The organism is Gracilimonas qinghaiensis (genome assembly GCF_046602855.1).
Lineage (GTDB): Bacteria > Bacteroidota > Rhodothermia > Balneolales > Balneolaceae > Gracilimonas.
Genome location: NZ_JBKINJ010000001.1, coordinates 583,416 through 604,434, shown reverse-complemented (window position 1 = coordinate 604,434; position 21,019 = coordinate 583,416). Strand labels below are relative to the sequence as shown.

Genomic DNA, 21,019 nt, shown 5'->3' with positions numbered 1-21,019 from the left:
CCATGCTTTAACACAGGCACAACTCAATTCTGACTTTTACTCCCTGCTATGCGCGGGCAAAATCTGCATTGTTGCAAAACCATCCAGAACCTAAGTGCCCCCTTCAGCACTGAAACGTTATAAAGCTTTACCAATAACACATTTTACATCTATAATTCATGACTAATATTCCTGATCCAAATGAGGGTTTCCCTCTTGAGAATTACAAAAACCTATGTTTTCTGAAAAACATCATAAACAACCCCAATATAATTGTCGGAGATTATACCTATTACGATGATTTTGAAAATGTGGAGAACTTTGAAAAAAATGTGAAGTATCACTTTGATTTTATCGGCGATAAATTAAAGATCGGAAAATTTTGCATGATTGCCTCCGATGTGGTGTTTATCATGAATGGAGCCAACCATTTAACTAAATCCATTAGTTCCTATCCCTTTGCAATCTTCGGTAAAGGTTGGTCTGAAGCGATGGCAGGTAAATCCTATCCCAACAAGGGGGATACAATAGTTGGCAATGATGTTTGGCTTGGGTATCGCTCCACTATCATGCCTGGCATTACTATAGGCGATGGGGCGATAGTTGCCTCTAATTCAACTGTTGTGAAGAACGTTGAACCGTATTCGATTGTCGGTGGCAATCCGGCCAAACAAATCAAAAAACGCTTTTCTGATGCAACTATTCAAAAACTTCTTATACTTAAATGGTGGGACTGGGATATAGAAAAGATCACTGATAATATTCAGAATCTGACAAGCGGTGATATCGCAAGTATTGAATAAAAGCTACATGAAAATGCCTTGGTGCTGATCGGTTAATGTTTGCAGACTTGACTATGGTAACTTTTTATCCATTTATTAACCCATAACTGCCCACACCTGCCCCATCCTTACAAACTTGTGGTATTACGCGCAGGGTCGTTACTCTAATATCTAAAAAAGAATAAAATGCAAAAATTAACAGTCACTATGCTCGCGATATTGATAACCATTATTTCATCTTGCTTAACCGATGGCATGATCGATGTCAAGAGTTCATACGGAGTGACAGAAACAGGAGACAGACTTGAAAGTGTCCTCAAAGAGAAAGGCATGACGGTATTTAATAGAATCAGGCACTCTGAAGCAGCTGAAGAAGCAGGGATTGAATTGCGGGAAACAGAACTCATCATTTTTGGAAACCCCGCTGTGGGAAGTCCTCTCATGAAGTGTCAGCAAAGTGTTGCTATCGATCTGCCTCAAAAAGCATTGATCTGGAAAGATAGTGCCGGGGAAACATGGATATCTTATAACAATCCAAGGTATTTAGAAGAAAGACACAGTATCTCTAATTGTGAGGAAGTGATATCAAAAATAGAAGATGCACTTGCCGGAATAACAAAGGCTTCAGCAACTAAATAAGAGCGCTTAAATGCACACTACATCATATGGGGGGCATTTCACGGCGAACCAGTCCCGACATCTTTGTCGGTGATGCCTGAAATCAAATAGGTTGAATAAGTTTGTATCATAAAAAATAATGGCGGCTATTGAGACCCCTTTTTCACGGGAATGACCAATCTGTGATGGGCGAACAGTAACCCACTCTAACCCTCGCCCATGATCTAGAAGCCGGAGCCTGCCGGTAAAAGCAGGCTTCAGAGACTGTATTATTAAGCGGATCTTAGCATTGAGTATAAAGGAATATCCAACACCAAACATCCAAGTTTCCCCTTACTTCACCATTGGATATTCCGTGTTGGATATTGGATATTCCAAATTCGGTCCCCCGTCTTTCACCGAAGCTCTCCTTCAACCTGCGTTTGCAAGCTAATAGCTGTATCATCCCCTATCAAAAGACGCGCTAATATCACGATAATCTCCCCATGAACACCTGGTTTGTATACATCATCCGATGCACCGATGGCAGCCTGTATGCCGGCTGCACCAATCATATCATACGGCGGTGGCATCAGCACCGTAAGGGAACCGGAGCCCGGTACCTGCGGGCCCACCCACCGGAAAGAATGGTGTATGTGGAAGAAACCGCGGATCAGTCCACCGCCTGCAAGCGCGAATACGTGATCAAGCAGTTCTCAAAGCAGGATAAGGAAGCACTGATCGAGCAGGGGAACAACCAATAGCAAATATTAAGCATCCTAAGTCCGGGGCATCCACAACTTGGATATTGGATGTACCTTGTTGGATGTTGGATATTCTCACATCGTCCCCGCGGTCTCATGAACCGTCAATCAGCACCGAATTCCAATCAAATGGACCATCGATGGCATTCTACCTTCTCTCCTTTTCCACTCGGGCGTTCTTCAGCTCTTTTTTCATAGTCTTACCACTCACAAAGGTCGCCCGAAGTTCACGGATGTTGCGGGCTGTGACCTTCTCTGGTGCATCAGAGGGAGTAGCCCGGGCCTCAAGCCGGAAGGAACCAAGACCACCTAAATGAACGGTATTCCCATCCTTAAGTAATTCAGGGATAAGTTCGGTTAGTCCCGCCACCACCAGGTGAACATCGGCCCGGCTGGCTGTTGAGCGGCCGGCCAGGATCTCTGCCACATCCTCCAGGTCCAATTTGCGGGAACCGGTAAGCTGCGGATACCACATTGGTTCCTTTTCGCCATTATCCGTATTCCGATATGACTGTATGATCTTATATCTGAGTGCCATGATCTTTCCTCCGATTACCGTTTGTTTCTATGTGTTGCCCCCGGGTAAGATTCGAATTACCCCGGGGTAATTAAAGCTTCACCCCCGGGTAACGGATCAAAATGAGCCCATGTTGTGCTGATAAGCCTGTGTTTGCCTGATCGTGAAGCCGAAACTTAGCAACGAGTACAAAGGGAACAGCCAATAGCGAACATCAAATGTCTAGGTCATCCAAAATTTGGACATTGGATGTTCCTTGTTGGATATTCGATATTCTCACATAGGTCCCCGGTCCACTGCCTCCGGTCCTCCGTCTGTACCTGTCCTGAAATGCTCAAACAGATCCGGAATAACGGTCAGCGGATAGCTTGAATTCGAATTGATGAGAATGCAGATCCCCAGTCCCTCATCGGGAGCAAAAGCGATCTCGCTGCGGTATCCGTTTACATAGCCTCCGTGATACACGACCTTCTGTCCGTGATTATCAAGCATCCTCCATCCCATTCCGTAATGCGATCTATTCACCCCATCCCAGTAACGGCTGAACCGCCGGTTATTGATGGTCGCCAAAGGTTCATAGATCCTATACAGAGTTTCTTTGGAGATCACATCCTGATAGTTGCCGGTTAACAGCAGCAGCCATTTTCCCATATCGGAAGCAGACGCATTGATGCCGCCAGAAGACACAGCGTTATAATATTTTCGGGAAATGGGAACGGGAACACGCCCGCGCGACCGGGAATGATACACATGAGGAGACGCTTTATTGGCGGCGTTGCGAATACTGTCGAAGCTGGCCGAGGCATGATCCATGGTCAAAGGCTTGAAGAGCTTTTCATGAAGCAGGGCATTGAAGGCGGTATCGGCCTGCACTTCCAGCACTTTTTCTATTACCGAATAGGCCGCATTCTGATACGCAATTTGTACCCCTTCCCTTGCGATCAGGGGGACTTGTTCCAGACGGGGAATAATGCGATCCAATGACAGTCCGTCTTCGACAAGATTTGTATAAGCATGTCGGGGCAAGCCGGTAGTGTGCGATAGTAAATGCTTTACATGAACCCTGTCAGATTGTACCGGATCATTCAGCTGAAATTCACTCAGATAACGGTATACGGGTTCATCCCAGCTGATAATGCCTTCATCTACAAACACCCCTGCCAGCACCGAGGCAAAGCCCTTGGATACACTTCCCAACCTGAATACCGTATGTTCATTTACTTCTTCGATCTTGCCAATTTCTTTCACACCAAATCCCTTTTCAAACACCACCCGTCCATCTTTGACGATCACAACCGCCGCGCCGGGAATACGCTTTTGGTTGAGTCCTTCTTCAAAATCACGTTCAAAGTCAGACAGGAAATTGGCCAGGGAATCATCCATCACCCATGTACTGTCCTTGTCAGTTTTTGGCGCTGACTTGGGCTCCGATTTGAGATCGGTACAGGCCATGTAGTAACCGGAAATGAGTAGCAGTAAGAAAAACGCAGTAAGAGTTCGGGTCACAGGATCACATTATGCAGCATTAGCTGACATTCAGGTTATGATTGCGTGTAGTATAAAATGCCTGCCAAGCATACTAAAAAACTGACTTCAATGAAATATAGTATTGGGCATTGAACTTTATATCTCGTTTACACTGATCTTGAAGCTGGAAATTTGAGCCGAGTACATAATATCATAGGTGGTCATTCCACGGTTTATGCCTGCAATTTAATGGGTGGATAAATCAAACTGCCGAATTACTGGCATTCTTTAGATGCCCTCTTCGCGAGAATGACCTCAAGTTATGACCGATCTGTTTCGGTTCCCCTTGCACCGTCTTCGGTTCTCGGTCTCCCGTCCTGCACAGTTAGTCAAACATATCCTTTAACGTGCAACTTACCCCCGTTTCCAAGCACTTACATAGGAATACCTTCTTGACGCTGAGCCATCTTTTAATAACACGGATCCGCAATGAAAAATTAAAAAACTATAAAAATTAAACGGAACGTTTATAGGTGAGTGTTGTTATTTACATCGGTTGGCTCATTACAAGGACAATTATTAAAAATAGACCAATAGCTCTTATCTACCCAATAAATACTCTATAAATATTGGTAGGAAACCATTGGCAGGTAAATACAGGTCAATGTTTAACCACCGGCTTAATTTTTGGAAAAATGAGCCGAAAAATTATATTGGATTAGATTATTAAATAGAAGGAATGGACATTAAAACCAAAGTTAGCTACTTAAAAGAAGAACTCTATGAATTGATCAAAACCGACGAAGGTATTTTTGATTTCATCCAGGAAAATGCCGCAGATGGTTTATGGTTTAGGGATCTGGAAGATCCGGAAAACGAATGGATGAATGACAGGTTCTGGGAAGTATTAGGCTATGATCCTGATACAAAGCCACAAAAAACAAGTGCATGGCAATGTATTATAAACCGGGATGATCTTAAGGTCGAAAAAGACAACCTCTCTAAACACTGTGACAATCCCGATCATCCCTATAATCAGGTTGTAAGATATACCCATAAAAATGGTTCAACGGTACGGATGCGTCGTCATGGATTTGCAATTCGTGATAAAGACGGAAAGCCGGTGCGCATGTTAGGAGCACATCTTAATACAGCAGAGACCAAAAATTCAGAGATTGAACTTTTAAAAGCCAAAGAAAGAGCTAAAGAAAGCGAGCAGCTTCTATCCCGGACCCAGCAGGTGGCCCACATCGGAAGCTGGAAGCTGGACCTGATCACAAACAAAATCACATGGTCTGATGAGACCTACCGTATTTTTGGTGTGGATCCGCAAGATTTTCCCGCCACATACGAAGGCTTTCTCTGTTTTGTTCATCCCGACGATCGGTCAGCCGTAGATGAAGCCTATACCGGCTCTTTACAAGAAGGAAGAGACACTTATGATATCGAGCACCGTATTATCAGGCAGGACACCGGGGAAGTTCGTTATGTATATGATCGGTGTGCCCATTATCGCAATGATTCAGGCGATGTCATTCAATCTATCGGCACGGTGCAAGATATTACCGATCGTAAAAAAATTGAACTGGAGTTACTACAAAATACCAATGCATTAAAAAGATCTCAGAGGCTTTCTAAAACAGGAAGCTGGGAATTTATTGTTGCCGACCAATCCACTATTTGGTCTGAAGAGACCCATCGTATCTTTGGCCTTGAGCCCGGTAGTGCCCCAACTACTTATGATGATCTTTTGGATCAATGCATCCATCCCGATGATGCAGAATACCTTCATTATTCGTTCATGAAGGCCATAGAAAACCAGGATATTCTAGAAATAGAACACCGCATTGTTAGGCCTGACGGAAGTATTCGGTTGTTATATCACAAAGCGCATCCCTATTATGATGACCATGGCAACCTTTCACGATATGTAGGGGTAGCTCAGGACATCACCGAACGCAAAGAAACAGAAAAAAAGTTAAACCTGATCCAACGTGCCATCGTAGCCAGTTCCATCTCCGTTTTTATTACCGATGCTGAAGGAAAAATTACTTACGTTAACCCGTATTTCACAAAAGTTACCGGGTATACATTTGAAGAAGTACGCGGCAAAAATCCTCGGATCTTCAATTCAGGAAATGAGTCAAAAGCATTTTATAAAAACCTTTGGGATACAATAAAGTCAGGAAAAGAATGGACCGGTGAAGTCCAGAATATGAAAAAAAACGGGGACTTGATCTCGGTAAAACAGATCATCTCACCTATCATTGATAATAATACCGGGGAGGTCACCCATTATGTATCTATCAAAGAAGATATTACGGAACTGTTGGAAAAAGAAGAGGAACTGAAGCAATCATTAAAAGAAAAGGAAGTATTGCTGGCCGAAATACATCATCGCGTTAAAAACAACCTGGCCGTTGTAGCCGGAATGATACAATTACAGGTCTTTGATGAGGAAAACCCTGAGATTCAGGAAAAACTTTCAGACAGCATCACCAGAATCAATGCTATAGGGAATATTCATGAAAAGCTGTATCAGCATGAATCATTTTCCAGTATCGATATCTCAGAAAATGTCAGAGATCTTACCCATGAAATTGTGGCTCAACTGAATTCCGGAAAAAAAATCACAGTTGACCTATCATTATCACAGGTTCAGCTTAATATAAATCAGGCTGTTCCTTGTTCCTTAATTATAAATGAAGTGATTGTAAATGCGCTTAAACACGCTTTTATCGAAGCAGAAGACGGAACCATCACGGTGCATACATCCGAACATGGAAACCAGGTCCAGATTAAAATAACTGATGATGGTATTGGCCTGCCCGATGATTTCACGATTAAAAGCCAATCCAGTGGTACTAAGATCATCCAGGTGCTTACAGAGCAATTAAATGGCACATACCGGTATAAAAGCTTAAAAACAGGCACTGAATTTTCACTGACATTCGAGAAAGATAACGTAAAAGGCAGCTCAAGCACTCTTATATAGACAATAACAAGATATCGGGCATTCGATTAGCGGTCGTTAACAGATCTCTTCAGCCCTTATCCTTTCTTATAAACTCAATAATGCGGTGGCAATCGATGTGCGGCTCATCACCGTCCGAATTGCGAAGGACGACTTAATGGTGATGAAAGCCGGATCTTATCAAACTCCTATGAGGTTTAAATGAGGATCAGAGTTGCGATTAATATAAAATCAATTTGCGGGTTAGATTAATTTAGTCGTTCTTAGTCTAAGATATACGCTCCCAAGGGTACAGGGGCCACTATCCTATCTTTTACCTATGACCTGAAAAGCACTAAGGTTTATAACGATCCATTAAACTGAGTATAAATCATTCTTACAATGAAGGGATTCTTAAAAGTATTAGGCATCACAATCGGTGTACTCATGTTAGCCGCGGTAACTGCCTATTTTGTGTGGTTCAACAATCCCTATGAACACACCCTAAAACTTGACCCGGATAAAGTATATAGCCCGGATGGTCAGGACTATCTGATCACCAATGCAAAGATCATCGATGTTGAAGCCGGTATTGTACATGAAGACCGACACCTGATAGTGCGTAATGGGATCATTGATCGGATCATTGAAGGTCCTATTCCTGAAGATCTAAGTACAAGGTTTACGGTAACAGATGCCGAGAACCGCTTTCTTATGCCCGGCTTGATCGACATGCATGCACATTTGAACAGTGGCGGACTGATCGCTCCGGATTCAACCACCCGACCGATGGCGCTGGAGCAATTTGCAAGGTACGGCGTCAGTACGATCTTTACTTTGGGCGGACATGGATTTGATCAGCAGATCACAGCGGACCTGATCAGAAAACAAAAGAATAATAAACTGGTAGCTCCACAAATATTAGCTGCAGGCGATATAATTACCGCGCCGGGAGGATATCCCATTCCGCTGCTCCCAATGATGACCGGTATACCGGCCGATGAGATCGACGTGAATGAACAAGGAATCCTAACGGTAACCGAAGAAACCGACCTAAATGCGGTATTTTCAAGAAAGAAAGAGCTCGGTCTCAATGGCGTAAAAGTGATGGTTGAGACCGGTTTGGGTGGAGCATCAACGGAACCCCGGTTATCCAATGAAATGGTTCAAAACATTGTGCAAAAAGCTTCCACATTTGATCTTCCCGTCTTTGCTCATGTTTCTAGGCAGGATGACCTGGAAGACGCTATCAATGCCCGCGTGGATGTGATCGTTCATACTGTCGGGGATCAGGTATTGACGAATGCAAAATATTTATTTGAGAAGATGAAAGCCGATTCCATATACTATGTTCCAACTCTTTCGATCGCCTACATGTATGAATATACTGCATCGGCTGAGATCCTGGATGATCCTTTTTTGTTGCCATACCGTTCAGAGAGAACACATCGCAGCCTGGAAAATTGGCCGGTTCGCCAAATGATGGTGAAGAGTTCAGGTATTGACCCCGCCGAACACAAAGACAACATGCTTCAAAACTTCTCACTCTTCTATGATGCGGGCGTTCCTATTATGATGGGATCAGATGCCGGAAATCCTTCGGTCATACCCGGTTATAGTGCCCATAAAGAGCTGGAATTCATGTCACAAGCCGGTATGTCAAACGCTGAAGTGCTTCGGGTGGCTACGATCATTCCGGCCCGATTTTTAAATTTAGATGACACAATCGGCACTATTGACGAAGGGAAAACAGCCAGCTTTCTCTTGCTGGACGACAACCCTCTGGAAGATATTCTAAATACCCGAAGTATCCATCGGATCATGATTGAAGGCTATTGGATCGAGTAGGCTCCCGCATATTCTTAAGATCCAGAATACACCAAATGCCCGATATGCGATGGACGATCTGGCCGTGTTTCACCCTCCTCTTTCGATCTTCTAACTATTGATCAAGATCTACGATCAATAGAAACCGAAAATTAACTTAAGAATAACACTCCATAGACATTGTCTTAAAGACTGAAGGGTACTCTGCATCATAGTTATATCAGTCAAAGATCGTAAAGATGGAAAATTTAGGAATGCTGTTTGTATTCACCTTGGTAACATTAACAAGCTGTGGTGTAAATGAAGCGGAACAAATGGACAGCTTAGAGCAAACAGATATTCTTGGAGAATGGAAACTTGACTCACGCAGCGTTAATGGAATTTCAGATCTATCCATCCAATGCTGCGATTACATTGAATTTAAAACAGATGACGATCCAAGTGACCTTAAAGGGGAATTCAGAAGTTACGGGGTTGGTTATGAAACCAATGGATTGTTTGAATTAAAAGATTCTGACAAGACCATTCAGTTTGTATATAATGACGTTCAAAGAGCCTATGAATTTCAACTTTCAGATGATCGATTGACATTCACCTACCCGGAAGACGATAGTGAAATTATTGAGTATTGGAGAAAGCTTTGATTTAAGAAGTATTCACTCTGAAGTCCCACACACACTTTCAACCCTTTTTATCTGGAACACAAATCATGAAAATAATTTTAATAACCTTAACTCTGATTACCACGATCATCATGACCACCTGTGAAGAAGATTGTGTGACTTTTCAAAATATTGGAGAAGAGAATATTGCCGACATCATGTCTTTAATACCGCTTCAAGGCTCGTATCAACAGGGAACAAAATTGACTGTTGCCATTAACCTTCCTGCTTCCAATAGCTATTTTAGCGACCCGGTAAATCTACTCGATGCAACCGGGGATGAAACGGCGCTGGTTGTTTTAGACGGTGATGATCTGTTTGTTGAAAATTCACTCACATTTATCAAAGGAAATCAGGGAGAATATTCACACTGGTTTATTCTACCTTATAATTCCCAAACCGGAATGTACGAACTGGAAGTGCAGATCACTCTCGACAAGCTTGGGACCTATTCAAAATCAAAATATGGAAAAATTTATCTGGGTCCTTCAGACCCTACAGCTTGTGCTGCCTATCTACTCAATACGCAATTCATGAACATAGATGGGCAATATATTGAGTTTACAGTTACAAAATGACATTCTGCCTGCCCATCGGGTCTTACTCAACTTCAGTAAGAAGATGGCTGATAAGTTGCGGAACGTATGTCTCTGACTTGCCTGGTTAACCCACCTCATCTAAGTGCCCTGAAGCCTGAGCCGAAATTCAACGTTATCGCCCTTGCTTGATCTTGCAATTGCTGCTTAAAACATTTTGTAAAGCGTGGTAACCAGGATCCCCTTACCCTCTTGATAGGGTACCGTCGAAAGCGGTTTTGCCTGGTTAACTTTAAGGCAAAAAGGTGGAGCCAGCAGATCTACCCCGCTTTGCTTTTTCAACCTGATCCCCTGTCCGGAAATAATATCTATGTTTGGCTTGAAATCACCCTCCGGAATATGCTCAGTTACTATTACATACTCATAATTATACAATTTAGGCATTAACCTTTCTATCTCAGCATTCGACAGATGTTGCAGTACTTGCCTAAGCAAAGCGCAGTCACCGCATGGCAGTGTATCATTTGCTATATCCAGGCATTTGAATTCTAAGTGGTCAGCTTTGAATATTCTTTTATTACGTTCTATGAGATCTTCAACTATATCGACCCCAACAAACTTTTCGGTATGCTTGATCAATGCTTTGCCAACATTGAAGTCTCCACAGCCCAGATCACAAACCACCGGAGGCTTTTCAAAAGAACTTAAAAAAGAACTTACCACCTCGATGTACGGATCTATCATTTCAGGGTGATGAGATCCTGTTCCTGAATAGAAATCAGATTCACTTCCACCCCAAAGTTTCATTTCATAGATCTGTTCCATGGCCTCTTTGGTTGGCCAGGGTTCCTTTACTTTTTTTGTATGATTCTTTTTCTTTGTCATTTACACTGTTTTGGTCTTTGCAAAATATACATTGCGGGTCATTCTACGTGTTACAAAAAGTATACTTTCGCCAATTTCGAAGATCGGTCGGTCGCCGGTCGATCATTCACAGATCAAACAATCTTCCTAAACCTAAGGAGCAGGATTGTTCCAGGATGCCCTCTTGACTCTGTACTTTGTTAAGACCAGCTGCTGATATTACGATCTAAGTTTGCCAAAAGAGCTATTGTAAATGAAATTTGGATCAGTTATCCCACTGGTCCCAATGTTTGAGATAATGCCGGTATTGAGCGAAGCGAAAACCGAAAAGATACTATCATATGTATATATAATCTGATCTCTCAGATCTGAAAGGTAAAATAGTATAATCTTCGCTCCAAGCCCCCTTAAAGCAAACTGCTGTCCACATCTTTCAGAAAATCTACCAGTCCATTGATGTACGTTTTCTGATCATCATACTGAGACAAATGACTTCCCTCCGGGCAATGCAAATAACGACCATTTTGTACTTCTTCTGCCATCCACTCCATATGCTTTGGATCCATGGTATCGTGGGTTCCGCCGATCGTCAGGGTCGGAATTTTAATTTCAGGCAGGTCTTTCGAACGGTCCCAGTCACTTAAAGTAGCGTTGCCGGTTATACCAAACTCGCTGGGTCCCTGCATATATTCATACACCTCAGGATTCAGGTGATCGAAGGTTCTGGTGATGGAATTCGGCCATTTATCCAAAGGCATCCTAAGAACGTGATCCACATAATGATGCTTCATGAGCAATTCTTCATAACGCGGATTTTCGAAATCTTCATTTTCTTCGATCTCAAGAATTTCCTCAAACACCTCAGCCGGCATCTGGGGACCTAGTTCTTCTTTAGCATACTTATTATAGGCTTTTACGTCAGACATCATGTTTGAGATGATCAGGCCTTTCAGTTTATCCTGATGCTTTAAAGCATATTCCAAAGCCAGAATTCCTCCCCATGACTGTCCCAGGAGGTAGAAATTATCCTTGTTCAGGTTCAAGGCTTTTCGCACCTGGTCAACTTCATCCACAAAGCGATCGATGGTCCAGAGTTCTTCACCACTCGGCTGATCGCTGTAATAAGACCCAAGCTGATCGTAATAGATGTATTCAATACCCTCATACGGCAGATAGCCATCAAAACACTCATAAAGCTCGTGAGTGGCTCCCGGTCCGCCATGAAGTAAAAGTACTTTGATCCTTGGATTATTCCCCACTCGTTTTGTCCAAACTTTGAACTCTCCTTTGGGGGTGGAGATCGGTATCATGTTAATGCCTCCTGTAAATTGATCTGAAGAGCCGGAATAATCTAAATAGTCATTTTTCTCTGCCATGGTTTTACCCCTGATTATGGATGTTTAAAATGTTCATTTCCCATATATATATGTAACCGGCCTCACAAAAGAAAGTACTTAATCCTTATTCATTGCCTACTGAGGCATAGCTCTTTTGCAGAGCCCTTTTTTATGTGTATTTCAGTTACTATGTTAGCTGACATGGAAAATCCTCTTCCCGAATTTCAAAGCCGTGAATATCGTATCCACCGAATTATCATTCGGATCATGTTATTGTTGCTAACCGTGGAGTGGTTCCTGCTATTACTTGACCAAAGCTGGCTTTCTCTTTTTCTGGTAACGCTCATCATTGCCACCGTCTTTTCTCCTATTTTGTTTCGGAATAAGCTAAAAATGGAGATTCCCGCAGAACTGCACCTAACTGCTGTCTTTTTTGTCTTTGCTTCTTTTTATCTGGGTGAAGTGCAGGACTTCTACTACCGAGTGTGGTGGTGGGATATAGCTCTTCACGCCTCGGCCGGGCTGCTGATGGGAATCCTTGGATTTATCCTGGTGTATGTACTGAACGAAAGTAAACACGTGCATGTGAACCTGACGCCCGGCTTCATTGCCTTTTTTGCCTTTACCTTTGCCCTGGCTATTGGTTCTATCTGGGAGATCTTTGAATTTGGCATGGATCAGATCTTCGGCATGAACATGCAAAAAGAAATGATAGGTGACCCATCGGGTCTTACAGACACTATGTGGGATATCATTGTGAATGCTCTTGGCGCATTTCTTATTACCTTTGCCGGCTACGGGTACCTGCGCCGGAACAAAAGCTTCTTTCTCAAGGATTGGATCCGCTCTTTCATAGATAAGAATCCGAGTATGTTTAATGAAAAAAAGTAAGCTATTCTCCTCTTTATATGAACTGGCTCCAGATAAATCTTTTCAGTCTTGAGCGAAGCGGTGACTGAAAAGTTTATGCTCAGGAAGTCTCTGACTTCCATTGAGGGCAATCCACTCCGATCAAGCAAGAACATACTCAATATTCAAGATCTTAAATCAAAGTTGATAGCCCTTTTACTCATTTTGGGCTCACTTAAGAGATCCATGGCATATCCTCAACCATATTAGACTCAAAAAAATCCACGAATGTTTTAAGTTCATGGATTCTTTTAAACCTTTTCAGAAAGTCTATGTTAAAAATTTAGATCTATTCACCTTTAAGCTTATAGATACTCCATGCGGTGACGCCGAGTATGGCAGCCGTTCCACCTAACACAAGGGCAAGATTCACATCACGCTGAATGCGTTCAGCCCTGGATAGATAATCAGAGCCAACTCCTTTTTTGTGTATCAGTTCCTCTATTTCTTCTATTTTAGCTTCCAGTTCTTTTTGTGTTTTATTCTTCAAACTCATGATGCTCCTGATTTATGATTTTCTTGATTCTGCCTATATAACATAACACAGATTTATGTAGTTCATTTGAAGGTTCTGCAGATTAAAGGGCCATTTTATCAGTTTCACTGAATTTTTTCTATCAACACCATGAAACTATACGTTCATTTACAAATAACCATTTCAATTCGCTCTTAATGATGCTATATTCCCAAGCCCAAATTTGAACCTCAAAAAAGACAAGATGAGCGTATTAGTTGGAAATGACACCCGCCTGATCGTACAAGGAATTACCGGTAGTGAAGGTAGCTTTCATGCGGAACAAATGATCGAGTACGGTACCAACGTAGTTGGTGGTGTGACTCCCGGAAAAGGTGGACAAACCCATTTAGACCGACCTGTTTTTAATACTGTTGCAGATGCCGTTGAAGAGGCTGATGCCAACACATCCATTATTTTTGTGCCCCCTGCCTTTGCAGGTGATGCCATCACTGAGGCAGCTTTTGCAGGCATCAAGACCATTATTTGTATTACAGAGGGTATACCGGTCAAAGACATGATCGTAGCCAAACAGATCGTGAAGAGTCACGGTGCTACATTGATCGGGCCTAACTGCCCCGGTGTTATCACTCCGGGTGAAGCCAAAGTTGGAATTATGCCGGGAAACATCTTTACTGAAGGTAAAGTCGGATTGATCTCCCGTTCCGGAACGCTCACTTACGAAGCTGTTGATCAGCTTACCAAAGAAGGATTGGGACAAAGTACAGCCATCGGTATTGGCGGTGACCCGGTTATTGGAACCAATCACCTTGATGCCGTTAAGTTGCTGAATGATGATCCTGACACCGAAGCTATCGTATTGATCGGAGAGATCGGCGGTACCGCTGAAGAAGAAGCAGGCGAATGGATCAAAGACAATTGCAATAAGCCTGTTGTTGCTTTCATTGCAGGTTCTACAGCCCCTCCCGGCCGACGTATGGGTCATGCCGGTGCTATCATCTCCGGTGGTAAAGGAACCGCTCAGGAGAAGAAGAAGTCACTAGCTGCTGCTGGTATTACTGTGGTTGACAGTCCTGCCGAGATCGGCATCACACTGAAGAAAATGCTGGAAACCGCATAAACCCTTCAGTTTGCCTAAGAAACTAAAAAGCCTCTTCCCTTTCGGGTTGAGGCTTTTTTCATTTAATTATCTTATTTAAAACTTCCGGATGATCGAGGTTGTCAGTGATTCTGAGATTTTCTTAGTATGAACTTTTAAGTCTCATACAAATAAGAAATACTACCTTTTCAAATACTTTAAACTCATTAATGAATGAAAACACCAAAATTAATTATTGAATTAATTTTCTCAGATCTTATCAGATCGTAGTCCCATCCGGGATAGTGGTTTTCTTCTTCACGATCACGATGCCATCTCGTACATAATGATATTTATGATCGCCATCTTCGAGATGATCTCCACCTACAATTCTGACATCATTACCGATCCTTACATTCCGATCAATGATACAGTTGCTCAGATAGCAACGGTGACCAATTCCCATAGCAGGCTTGTCAGGACTGGCATTATCAATATCCTCTCTCGCCTGGAATATATCGTTACCCATCACAATTGAATTTTCAATGGATGTACCTTTTCCAATACGGGACCGGATCCCAACCACCGACCGTTCTATACGGCTCGCTTCAATGATACAGCCCTCAGCTACAAGTGCGTGTTCAAGGGTTGTACCGGTTAATTTCGATGGTGGAAGTAAACGTGCACGGGTATAGATGAAATTCTCATTGTCGTATAAGTTGAACTCAGGGATGGTATCAGCCAGAGATAGATTGGCGTCAAAAAATGACTTGATGGTTCCAATGTCGGTCCAATAGCCTCCGAATTCATAACTCGAAACCTTCTGATCTCCGTGAACACATTTTGGAATGAGCTCTTTACCGAAATCTATGGCGTCAGGGTTATCACTGAACAGCTTATTCAACACTTTTCGATTGAATATATAAATACCCATAGAAGCCAGATAATCCTTGCCTTGGGAGCTATACTGCTCCGGCACTTCTGACTTCCAGCCGCCCAGCTCGTCTATGGAAGGTTTTTCGACAAAATCCTCGATCAATCCTTCTTTGTTGGTCTTCATGATCCCAAAACCTGTAGCATCTTCGGCATTTACCGGAATAGTGGCCACGGTCAGGTCGGCATTGTTTTCCTGATGACGCTCTATCATTTTACGATAATCCATCTGATAGAGCTGGTCACCGGAAAGGATCAGAACATAGTCATGCTCATGATTCGCCATATGATGCAGAGATTGACGTACAGCATCAGCGGTTCCCTGAAACCAACCCGTATTATCAGGTGTTTGCTCAGCAGCCAGGATATCAACAAAACCACTGCTGAATACATCAAAGTTATACGTGTTCTTGATATGTCTGTTAAGCGAAGCTGAGTTGAATTGTGTCAACACATAAATTCGGCGAATATTTGAATTCAGACAGTTCGAGATCGGGATATCCACCAAACGGTACTTACCGCCAACCGGTACTGCCGGCTTAGAACGGTGGTCTGTTAATGGGAACAGCCGTGTTCCTCTTCCCCCGCCAAGAATGACTGATACAACGGATGAACTTTTCATAATACCCTCTTTAATCCTTTAATAGTGATTTATACATTTCTTCGTATTCTTCTGCCGAACGCTTCCAGGAGAAATCCAGCTTCATTATTTTACTTAAAACCCCTGAATATCTTTGAGAATCTTTGTAAAGATCCACTGCGCGGCTGATGGCTTTAGAGGCAGCCTCCAGACTGAAGTCCTCAAAAGTGATACCATAGCCGCCTTCTTCTGAAATATCCTTTACTGTATCCTTTAATCCACCAACGGATCTCACAATTGGCACCGTTCCATAACGCATAGCAAACATTTGATTTAGTCCGCACGGTTCAACCCTGGAAGGCATGATAATAAAATCTGAGCCGGCATAGATCTGATGCGCCAGCTTTTCATTATACTCGAGGGTGGCATCAAAATAGCCCATGTGATTGCCTTCCATTTGCGTAAAGATATCATGCAGCTGAGGATCACCGGTTCCCAGCAAGATGAAATTTACTTCCCGATCTGAGTACATAACCTGCCTGAAGAGATCCGGTAACAGGTCTGCTCCCTTTTCACGAACCAGCCGGCCAATAAAAGCAATGGTTGGATGCTCCGGATCGAGTTCAAAATGCTCACACAAATATTTTTTATTCAGGCTTTTACCCTTCTTGCGATTCCTGTAACTGAAGTTGTGCTCCACATAGTCATCTGTAGAAGGATCCCAAACTTCCGTATCGATACCATTGACGATACCGGTAGATTTTCCCCGTTCGTACTCAAACAACATTTCAAGGCCATTACTGTTTTCAGTAAGCTCTTTCATGTAATTCTTGGAAACGGTCGTGATCTTCCAGGCGCACTTTAAACCGGTAGCCAGTGAATTAAACCTGCCATCCCACTCAAGCAACCCCAGGTCATCAATATTGAAGGCGGGCAACAGTCGATACTTCTCAATATCATGCACCCCGTGATACTCTGCATTGTGTACTGTTATGACCGTTGGTGTATCACTCATATCACGATAGCGATTGCATTGTGAGGTCATAAATGGGATAAGTCCCGTATGATGATCGTGGCAATGAATAAGATCAGGATCCTCATTCCGTATATTCAACCACTCAAGCGAGGCGATCTGAAAGCTCACAAATCGCTCGAGTTCATCCCAATATCCGTGTCCCGACCACGGGTCAATATAAATACCGGGACGATCGAACCTGCCTGGAATATCGATCACATAGAAAGGAAACCCGAGTTCATTGTTCTCAAGCTTTTGTATTGAATAATAAACTTCCTCCGGCCCCATCATGAAGGAGCCTTCGTGGACCACATCGAAACTCTGCTGCCCCATCCAGATGTTGTAATACTTTGGAATGATAACCTCGCAATGGTGACCTATCTGATTCAGGTATTTTGGAAGTGAGCCAACCACATCTGCGAGTCCGCCTGCTTTAGCAGCAGGATAACATTCTGCACTCAGATGAACAATGTGCATTTTACTGTAACTTTTAAACTGTTTTTCCGTTTAGTTGTCTGTAATGAGAAATAAGAAATCTTTAGGCATCTTCCAAAATAAATAAGGGTTTATTGGGCTAAATTTTATGATTTATTAATAAATATTGTATAGATCTATGCGAATATTGGATTCTGCATCTTCAATCATTTTGGTTATCATCTGAACCATTAATTTTCTATCAACAAGAATATCACAACATGGCAATAATACAAGTAAACGGCATCAGTAAATCGTTTGGCAACACCCGGGCGGTGAATGACGTCAGTTTTGAAGTCCATAAGGGTCGGATATTTGGGCTATTGGGTCCAAACGGAGCCGGAAAGACCACTACGATCCGAATGATCAATTACATCCTCACTCCTGATACAGGATCCATTGTAATAAATGGGATCGTGGCAAGCCCCGCAACCCAGAAAATGATCGGCTATATGCCTGAAGAACGTGGCTTATATAAAAAAATGAAGGTCATGGATCAGCTGATGTATTTGACGCAACTGAAGGGCATGAACAGTAACGATGCGAAGGACGCTATCAATTACTGGCTAGACCGTTTTGATGCCACCGAGTGGAAAAAGAAAGAGATCAGTGAACTTTCAAAGGGTATGTCACAGAAGATACAGTTCATTGCCACCATCGCTCATGATCCTGATATCTATATTTTTGATGAGCCATTCAGTGGACTGGATCCCATCAACAGTGAAACCTTAAAAGAGATCATCATAGAGCTGCGTGATAATGGGAAGACCATCTTATTCTCCACGCACCGTATGGAACAGGTAGAGCAAATGTGTGACGATATCTGCCTATTTAATAATGGAAAAGCGGTGCTAACCGGCAAGCTCAGAGAGATCAAGTCTTCCTTTGGCGAAAATACCATCAACCTGGAATTTGAGGGTGACGGTTCCTTCCTCGATAAACTTGAGGATGTACGTATCAACAATCGGTCAACGAACTTTGCTGAGATCCGCGTTCTGAATGACCAGAACATGCAGGATATTCTGAAACTGGCCATGGATCATTCCGAGATCCATAAATTTGAGCGCATTCAGCCATCATTGACTGACATATTCATTTCCACAGTGGGAGAAGACAACATTAAAGAAGAGGAGATCAAATAAGATGAGTTTACACAAGATCTGGCTGGTACTGAAAAGAGAATACCTCACGCGTGTAAAGAGTAAGTCGTTCATCATCATCACCGCACTGACTCCCCTTGCCTTTGTTGCCTTCATGGGCATCATCGTATACATCAGCATTTCCGAGACTGAAGTTGAAAAGCGTATTGGAATATTGGATGAGACCAATGTACTCGTTGAAAGGTTAATTGAACTGAATGACACCCGATACTTTGATGTAAGCGATCAATCAGTTGAAAGCCTTCGAACCGATGTCATGGCTGGCGATCTGGATGGTTATATCGTGCTGTCTGATTCTGTGATCGAACACTCCAAATCACCTACCCTGGTGCATGGCGGAAGCGGAGGACTCAGCTTTTTATCAGCCGTTAGATCAGACCTCAGGGAAGCCGTTCGGGAAGAACGATTAACACGGCAGAATGTACCCGAAGAAATTCGGGATATCTTTGAAACCCGTACCGGATTGGAGGCCGTTAAACTTACCGAAGAGGGAGAATCTGAAGACAATACCGTATTCGCCTCTGCACTTGGGTTTGTACTTGGTCTGCTCATCTTCTTTGGGATCTTTTTCTACGGAGCGTTGCTCATGCGCAGCGTGATCGAGGAAAAAACGAACCGTGTTTTGGAAGTGATCGCCTCTTCGGTTAAACCCATTGAACTCATGTTTGGTAAGTTATTCGGTGTTCTTTCAATAGCACTCACTCAGTTTGGCATCTGGATCTTGTTCTACACCGGCCTCTCTATTGCAGCAGCTCCGGTTGCAGCTATGATAGTAAATGCACAAATGGACTCACTTCCCGCAGAAGCGACAAGTGAGACTTTTGACCCGGCATTGTTGGATAACTTAGTTATAGAACCTGCCATTTTTATCTATTTCCTACTATTCTTCTTCCTTGGCTTCCTGATATACAGTGCCATGTTTGCAGCCATTGGCGCTGCCGTTGATAACGAACAGGATACACAACAATTTATGCCAATTGTGGGTATGCCGATCTTCATTGCTTATTTCCTGAATACAAAAGTGATGCAGGCACCGGATTCGTCGCTCTCAACTTTTGTGTCCATTTTTCCGTTAACATCCCCCATAAACATGATCTCAAGAATTGCTTCGACTTCGGTCCCGGCTTGGCAGATCGTGTTATCCATTCTACTCATGATACTGACCTTTCTCGGCATCATGTGGCTGGCCGCCCGTATCTATCGAGTGGGCATTCTGATGTACGGTAAAAAGCCAAGTTTCAAAGATCTGGCTAAATGGATCAGACAAAGTTGATGCATGTTGTTGAAACCAATTCTAGAATAGCGGGGGACAAACTGTAATTTGTCCCCCTTTAATTATCAACTTCGCAAGTATCGATTTCATTCTCGCCTGTTCTTCTAACCTGTTTCGATCCATTTACAAGCTGTGAAGCCCAAATTAAATTATTACAGGACAAACAGTTATCTTAACGGGAAGGAATCAGCAGGTTTTTCCTAGAATACTGGAGAGATTTATGAAATTGTATATAAAATATATGGTGAGTCTGAGGTGTAAATTACTGGTTAAGGAAGAACTGAAAAAAATTGGACTACATTATGTGAACGTAGATCTGGGAACTATAGAGATCCTTGAAAAGATCACAGCTGAACAGCGGGAGCAGTTAAAATCTAACCTGCTTAAATCTGGATTAGAACTTTTGGATGATAAAAAGCAGATCCTGATCGATGAGATCAAAACCGTGATCATAAATATGGTTCACCATTCAGAAGAAGAACCAATAGAAAACTATTCGGACTATATCAGCAAACAAGTAGGCAAAGACTACAACTATTTGTCAGATATCTTTTCAGAAGTTAAAGGTGTGACTATTCAGCAGTTCATCATCAAGCACAAGATCGAAAGAGCTAAAGAACTGATCCTGTACGATGAATTGAATATTACTGAGATAGCACAGAAATTACATTACAGCAGCGTTGCACATCTTTCCAATCAATTCAAAAAGGTCACCGGACTCACTCCCTCCTTTTTCAAAAAGCTGAAGAAGAAGCGATTGGGGAATCTGGAAGACCTATAGCTTTTTAATACTCTGCTTTAATAATAAAAAAACAGTAAGTTATGTAAGTATTTTCT

General features: G+C 42.7%; 20 protein-coding genes. 12 read left to right on the top strand and 8 right to left on the bottom strand.

The window, feature by feature from the left end:
- The first annotated feature begins 158 nt into the window (after nt 1–158).
- A complete protein-coding gene (locus ACKGJO_RS02760) occupies nt 159–782 on the top strand; it encodes a CatB-related O-acetyltransferase (protein WP_411321866.1) in 624 nt (207 codons plus the stop codon).
- Nucleotides 783–947: 165 nt separating this feature from the next.
- Complete coding sequence (locus ACKGJO_RS02755) at nt 948–1,400, top strand: DUF302 domain-containing protein (protein ID WP_411321865.1); 453 nt, start codon at nt 948–950, stop codon at nt 1,398–1,400.
- A 374-nt stretch (nt 1,401–1,774) separates the two neighbouring features.
- Here ACKGJO_RS02755 and ACKGJO_RS02750 read toward each other — a convergent pair whose 3' ends face one another.
- Nucleotides 1,775–1,951 (bottom strand): hypothetical protein, encoded by a 177-nt coding sequence (locus tag ACKGJO_RS02750; RefSeq protein WP_411323289.1) that lies wholly within the window; start codon nt 1,949–1,951, stop codon nt 1,775–1,777.
- Here ACKGJO_RS02750 and ACKGJO_RS02745 point away from each other — a divergent pair.
- Nucleotides 1,886–2,122, top strand: coding sequence for a GIY-YIG nuclease family protein (locus ACKGJO_RS02745; RefSeq protein ID WP_411323269.1), 237 nt, complete (start codon nt 1,886–1,888; stop codon nt 2,120–2,122). The two genes, ACKGJO_RS02750 and ACKGJO_RS02745, sit on opposite strands and share 66 nt — an antisense overlap.
- Before the next feature lie 148 nt (nt 2,123–2,270).
- On the opposite strand, the gene ACKGJO_RS02740 is transcribed toward ACKGJO_RS02745, so the two are convergent.
- Complete coding sequence (locus ACKGJO_RS02740) at nt 2,271–2,660, bottom strand: HU family DNA-binding protein (protein WP_411321864.1); 390 nt, start codon at nt 2,658–2,660, stop codon at nt 2,271–2,273.
- A 255-nt stretch (nt 2,661–2,915) separates the two neighbouring features.
- Nucleotides 2,916–4,145: a serine hydrolase domain-containing protein gene (locus ACKGJO_RS02735; RefSeq protein ID WP_411321863.1), complete on the bottom strand. Its 1,230-nt coding sequence runs from the start codon at nt 4,143–4,145 to the stop codon at nt 2,916–2,918.
- Nucleotides 4,146–4,845: 700 nt separating this feature from the next.
- Between ACKGJO_RS02735 and ACKGJO_RS02730 the strand changes: the two genes are divergently transcribed.
- From ACKGJO_RS02730 to ACKGJO_RS02715, 4 genes are all read left to right on the top strand, one after another.
- Complete coding sequence (locus ACKGJO_RS02730; RefSeq protein WP_411321862.1) at nt 4,846–7,101, top strand: PAS domain-containing sensor histidine kinase; 2,256 nt, start codon at nt 4,846–4,848, stop codon at nt 7,099–7,101.
- Nucleotides 7,102–7,461: 360 nt separating this feature from the next.
- Complete coding sequence (locus ACKGJO_RS02725) at nt 7,462–8,907, top strand: amidohydrolase family protein (RefSeq protein WP_411321861.1); 1,446 nt, start codon at nt 7,462–7,464, stop codon at nt 8,905–8,907.
- A gap of 218 nt (nt 8,908–9,125) precedes the next feature.
- Nucleotides 9,126–9,530, top strand: a complete 405-nt coding sequence (locus ACKGJO_RS02720) for a hypothetical protein (protein WP_411321860.1) — start codon at nt 9,126–9,128, stop codon at nt 9,528–9,530.
- A gap of 65 nt (nt 9,531–9,595) precedes the next feature.
- The gene (locus ACKGJO_RS02715; protein ID WP_411321859.1) at nt 9,596–10,126 is read left to right on the top strand and encodes a hypothetical protein; all 531 of its coding nucleotides are present in this window, start codon (nt 9,596–9,598) and stop codon (nt 10,124–10,126) included.
- 165 nt (nt 10,127–10,291) lie between these two features.
- On the opposite strand, the gene ACKGJO_RS02710 is transcribed toward ACKGJO_RS02715, so the two are convergent.
- Nucleotides 10,292–10,969, bottom strand: a complete 678-nt coding sequence (locus tag ACKGJO_RS02710) for a class I SAM-dependent methyltransferase (protein ID WP_411321858.1) — start codon at nt 10,967–10,969, stop codon at nt 10,292–10,294.
- A gap of 386 nt (nt 10,970–11,355) precedes the next feature.
- Nucleotides 11,356–12,324: a proline iminopeptidase-family hydrolase gene (locus ACKGJO_RS02705; protein ID WP_411321857.1), complete on the bottom strand. Its 969-nt coding sequence runs from the start codon at nt 12,322–12,324 to the stop codon at nt 11,356–11,358.
- Nucleotides 12,325–12,486: 162 nt separating this feature from the next.
- Between ACKGJO_RS02705 and ACKGJO_RS02700 the strand changes: the two genes are divergently transcribed.
- The gene (locus tag ACKGJO_RS02700) at nt 12,487–13,176 is read left to right on the top strand and encodes a hypothetical protein (protein WP_411321856.1); all 690 of its coding nucleotides are present in this window, start codon (nt 12,487–12,489) and stop codon (nt 13,174–13,176) included.
- Nucleotides 13,177–13,483: 307 nt separating this feature from the next.
- On the opposite strand, the gene ACKGJO_RS02695 is transcribed toward ACKGJO_RS02700, so the two are convergent.
- A complete protein-coding gene (locus ACKGJO_RS02695) occupies nt 13,484–13,690 on the bottom strand; it encodes a hypothetical protein (RefSeq protein WP_411321855.1) in 207 nt (68 codons plus the stop codon).
- Between the two features lie 223 nt (nt 13,691–13,913).
- Between ACKGJO_RS02695 and sucD the strand changes: the two genes are divergently transcribed.
- Nucleotides 13,914–14,789, top strand: coding sequence for a succinate--CoA ligase subunit alpha (gene sucD / locus ACKGJO_RS02690; RefSeq protein WP_411321854.1), 876 nt, complete (start codon nt 13,914–13,916; stop codon nt 14,787–14,789).
- Between the two features lie 238 nt (nt 14,790–15,027).
- Here sucD and ACKGJO_RS02685 read toward each other — a convergent pair whose 3' ends face one another.
- Together ACKGJO_RS02685 and ACKGJO_RS02680 are read right to left on the bottom strand one after the other, a co-directional pair.
- A complete protein-coding gene (locus ACKGJO_RS02685; protein ID WP_411321853.1) occupies nt 15,028–16,302 on the bottom strand; it encodes a glucose-1-phosphate adenylyltransferase in 1,275 nt (424 codons plus the stop codon).
- 10 nt (nt 16,303–16,312) lie between these two features.
- On the bottom strand, nt 16,313–17,752 hold the full coding sequence (locus ACKGJO_RS02680) for a glycogen synthase (RefSeq protein ID WP_411321852.1): 1,440 nt from the start codon (nt 17,750–17,752) through the stop codon (nt 16,313–16,315).
- A 218-nt stretch (nt 17,753–17,970) separates the two neighbouring features.
- Here ACKGJO_RS02680 and ACKGJO_RS02675 point away from each other — a divergent pair, with 218 nt between their 5' ends.
- From ACKGJO_RS02675 to ACKGJO_RS02665, 3 genes are all read left to right on the top strand, one after another.
- Nucleotides 17,971–18,891 carry an ABC transporter ATP-binding protein gene (locus tag ACKGJO_RS02675; protein WP_411321851.1) on the top strand — a complete coding sequence of 307 codons (921 nt, stop codon included), beginning with the start codon at nt 17,971–17,973 and terminating at the stop codon, nt 18,889–18,891.
- A gap of 1 nt (nt 18,892) precedes the next feature.
- Nucleotides 18,893–20,182 carry an ABC transporter permease gene (locus ACKGJO_RS02670; protein ID WP_411321850.1) on the top strand — a complete coding sequence of 430 codons (1,290 nt, stop codon included), beginning with the start codon at nt 18,893–18,895 and terminating at the stop codon, nt 20,180–20,182.
- 220 nt (nt 20,183–20,402) lie between these two features.
- A complete protein-coding gene (locus tag ACKGJO_RS02665) occupies nt 20,403–20,963 on the top strand; it encodes a helix-turn-helix domain-containing protein (RefSeq protein WP_411321849.1) in 561 nt (186 codons plus the stop codon).
- Nucleotides 20,964–21,019 lie beyond the last annotated feature (56 nt).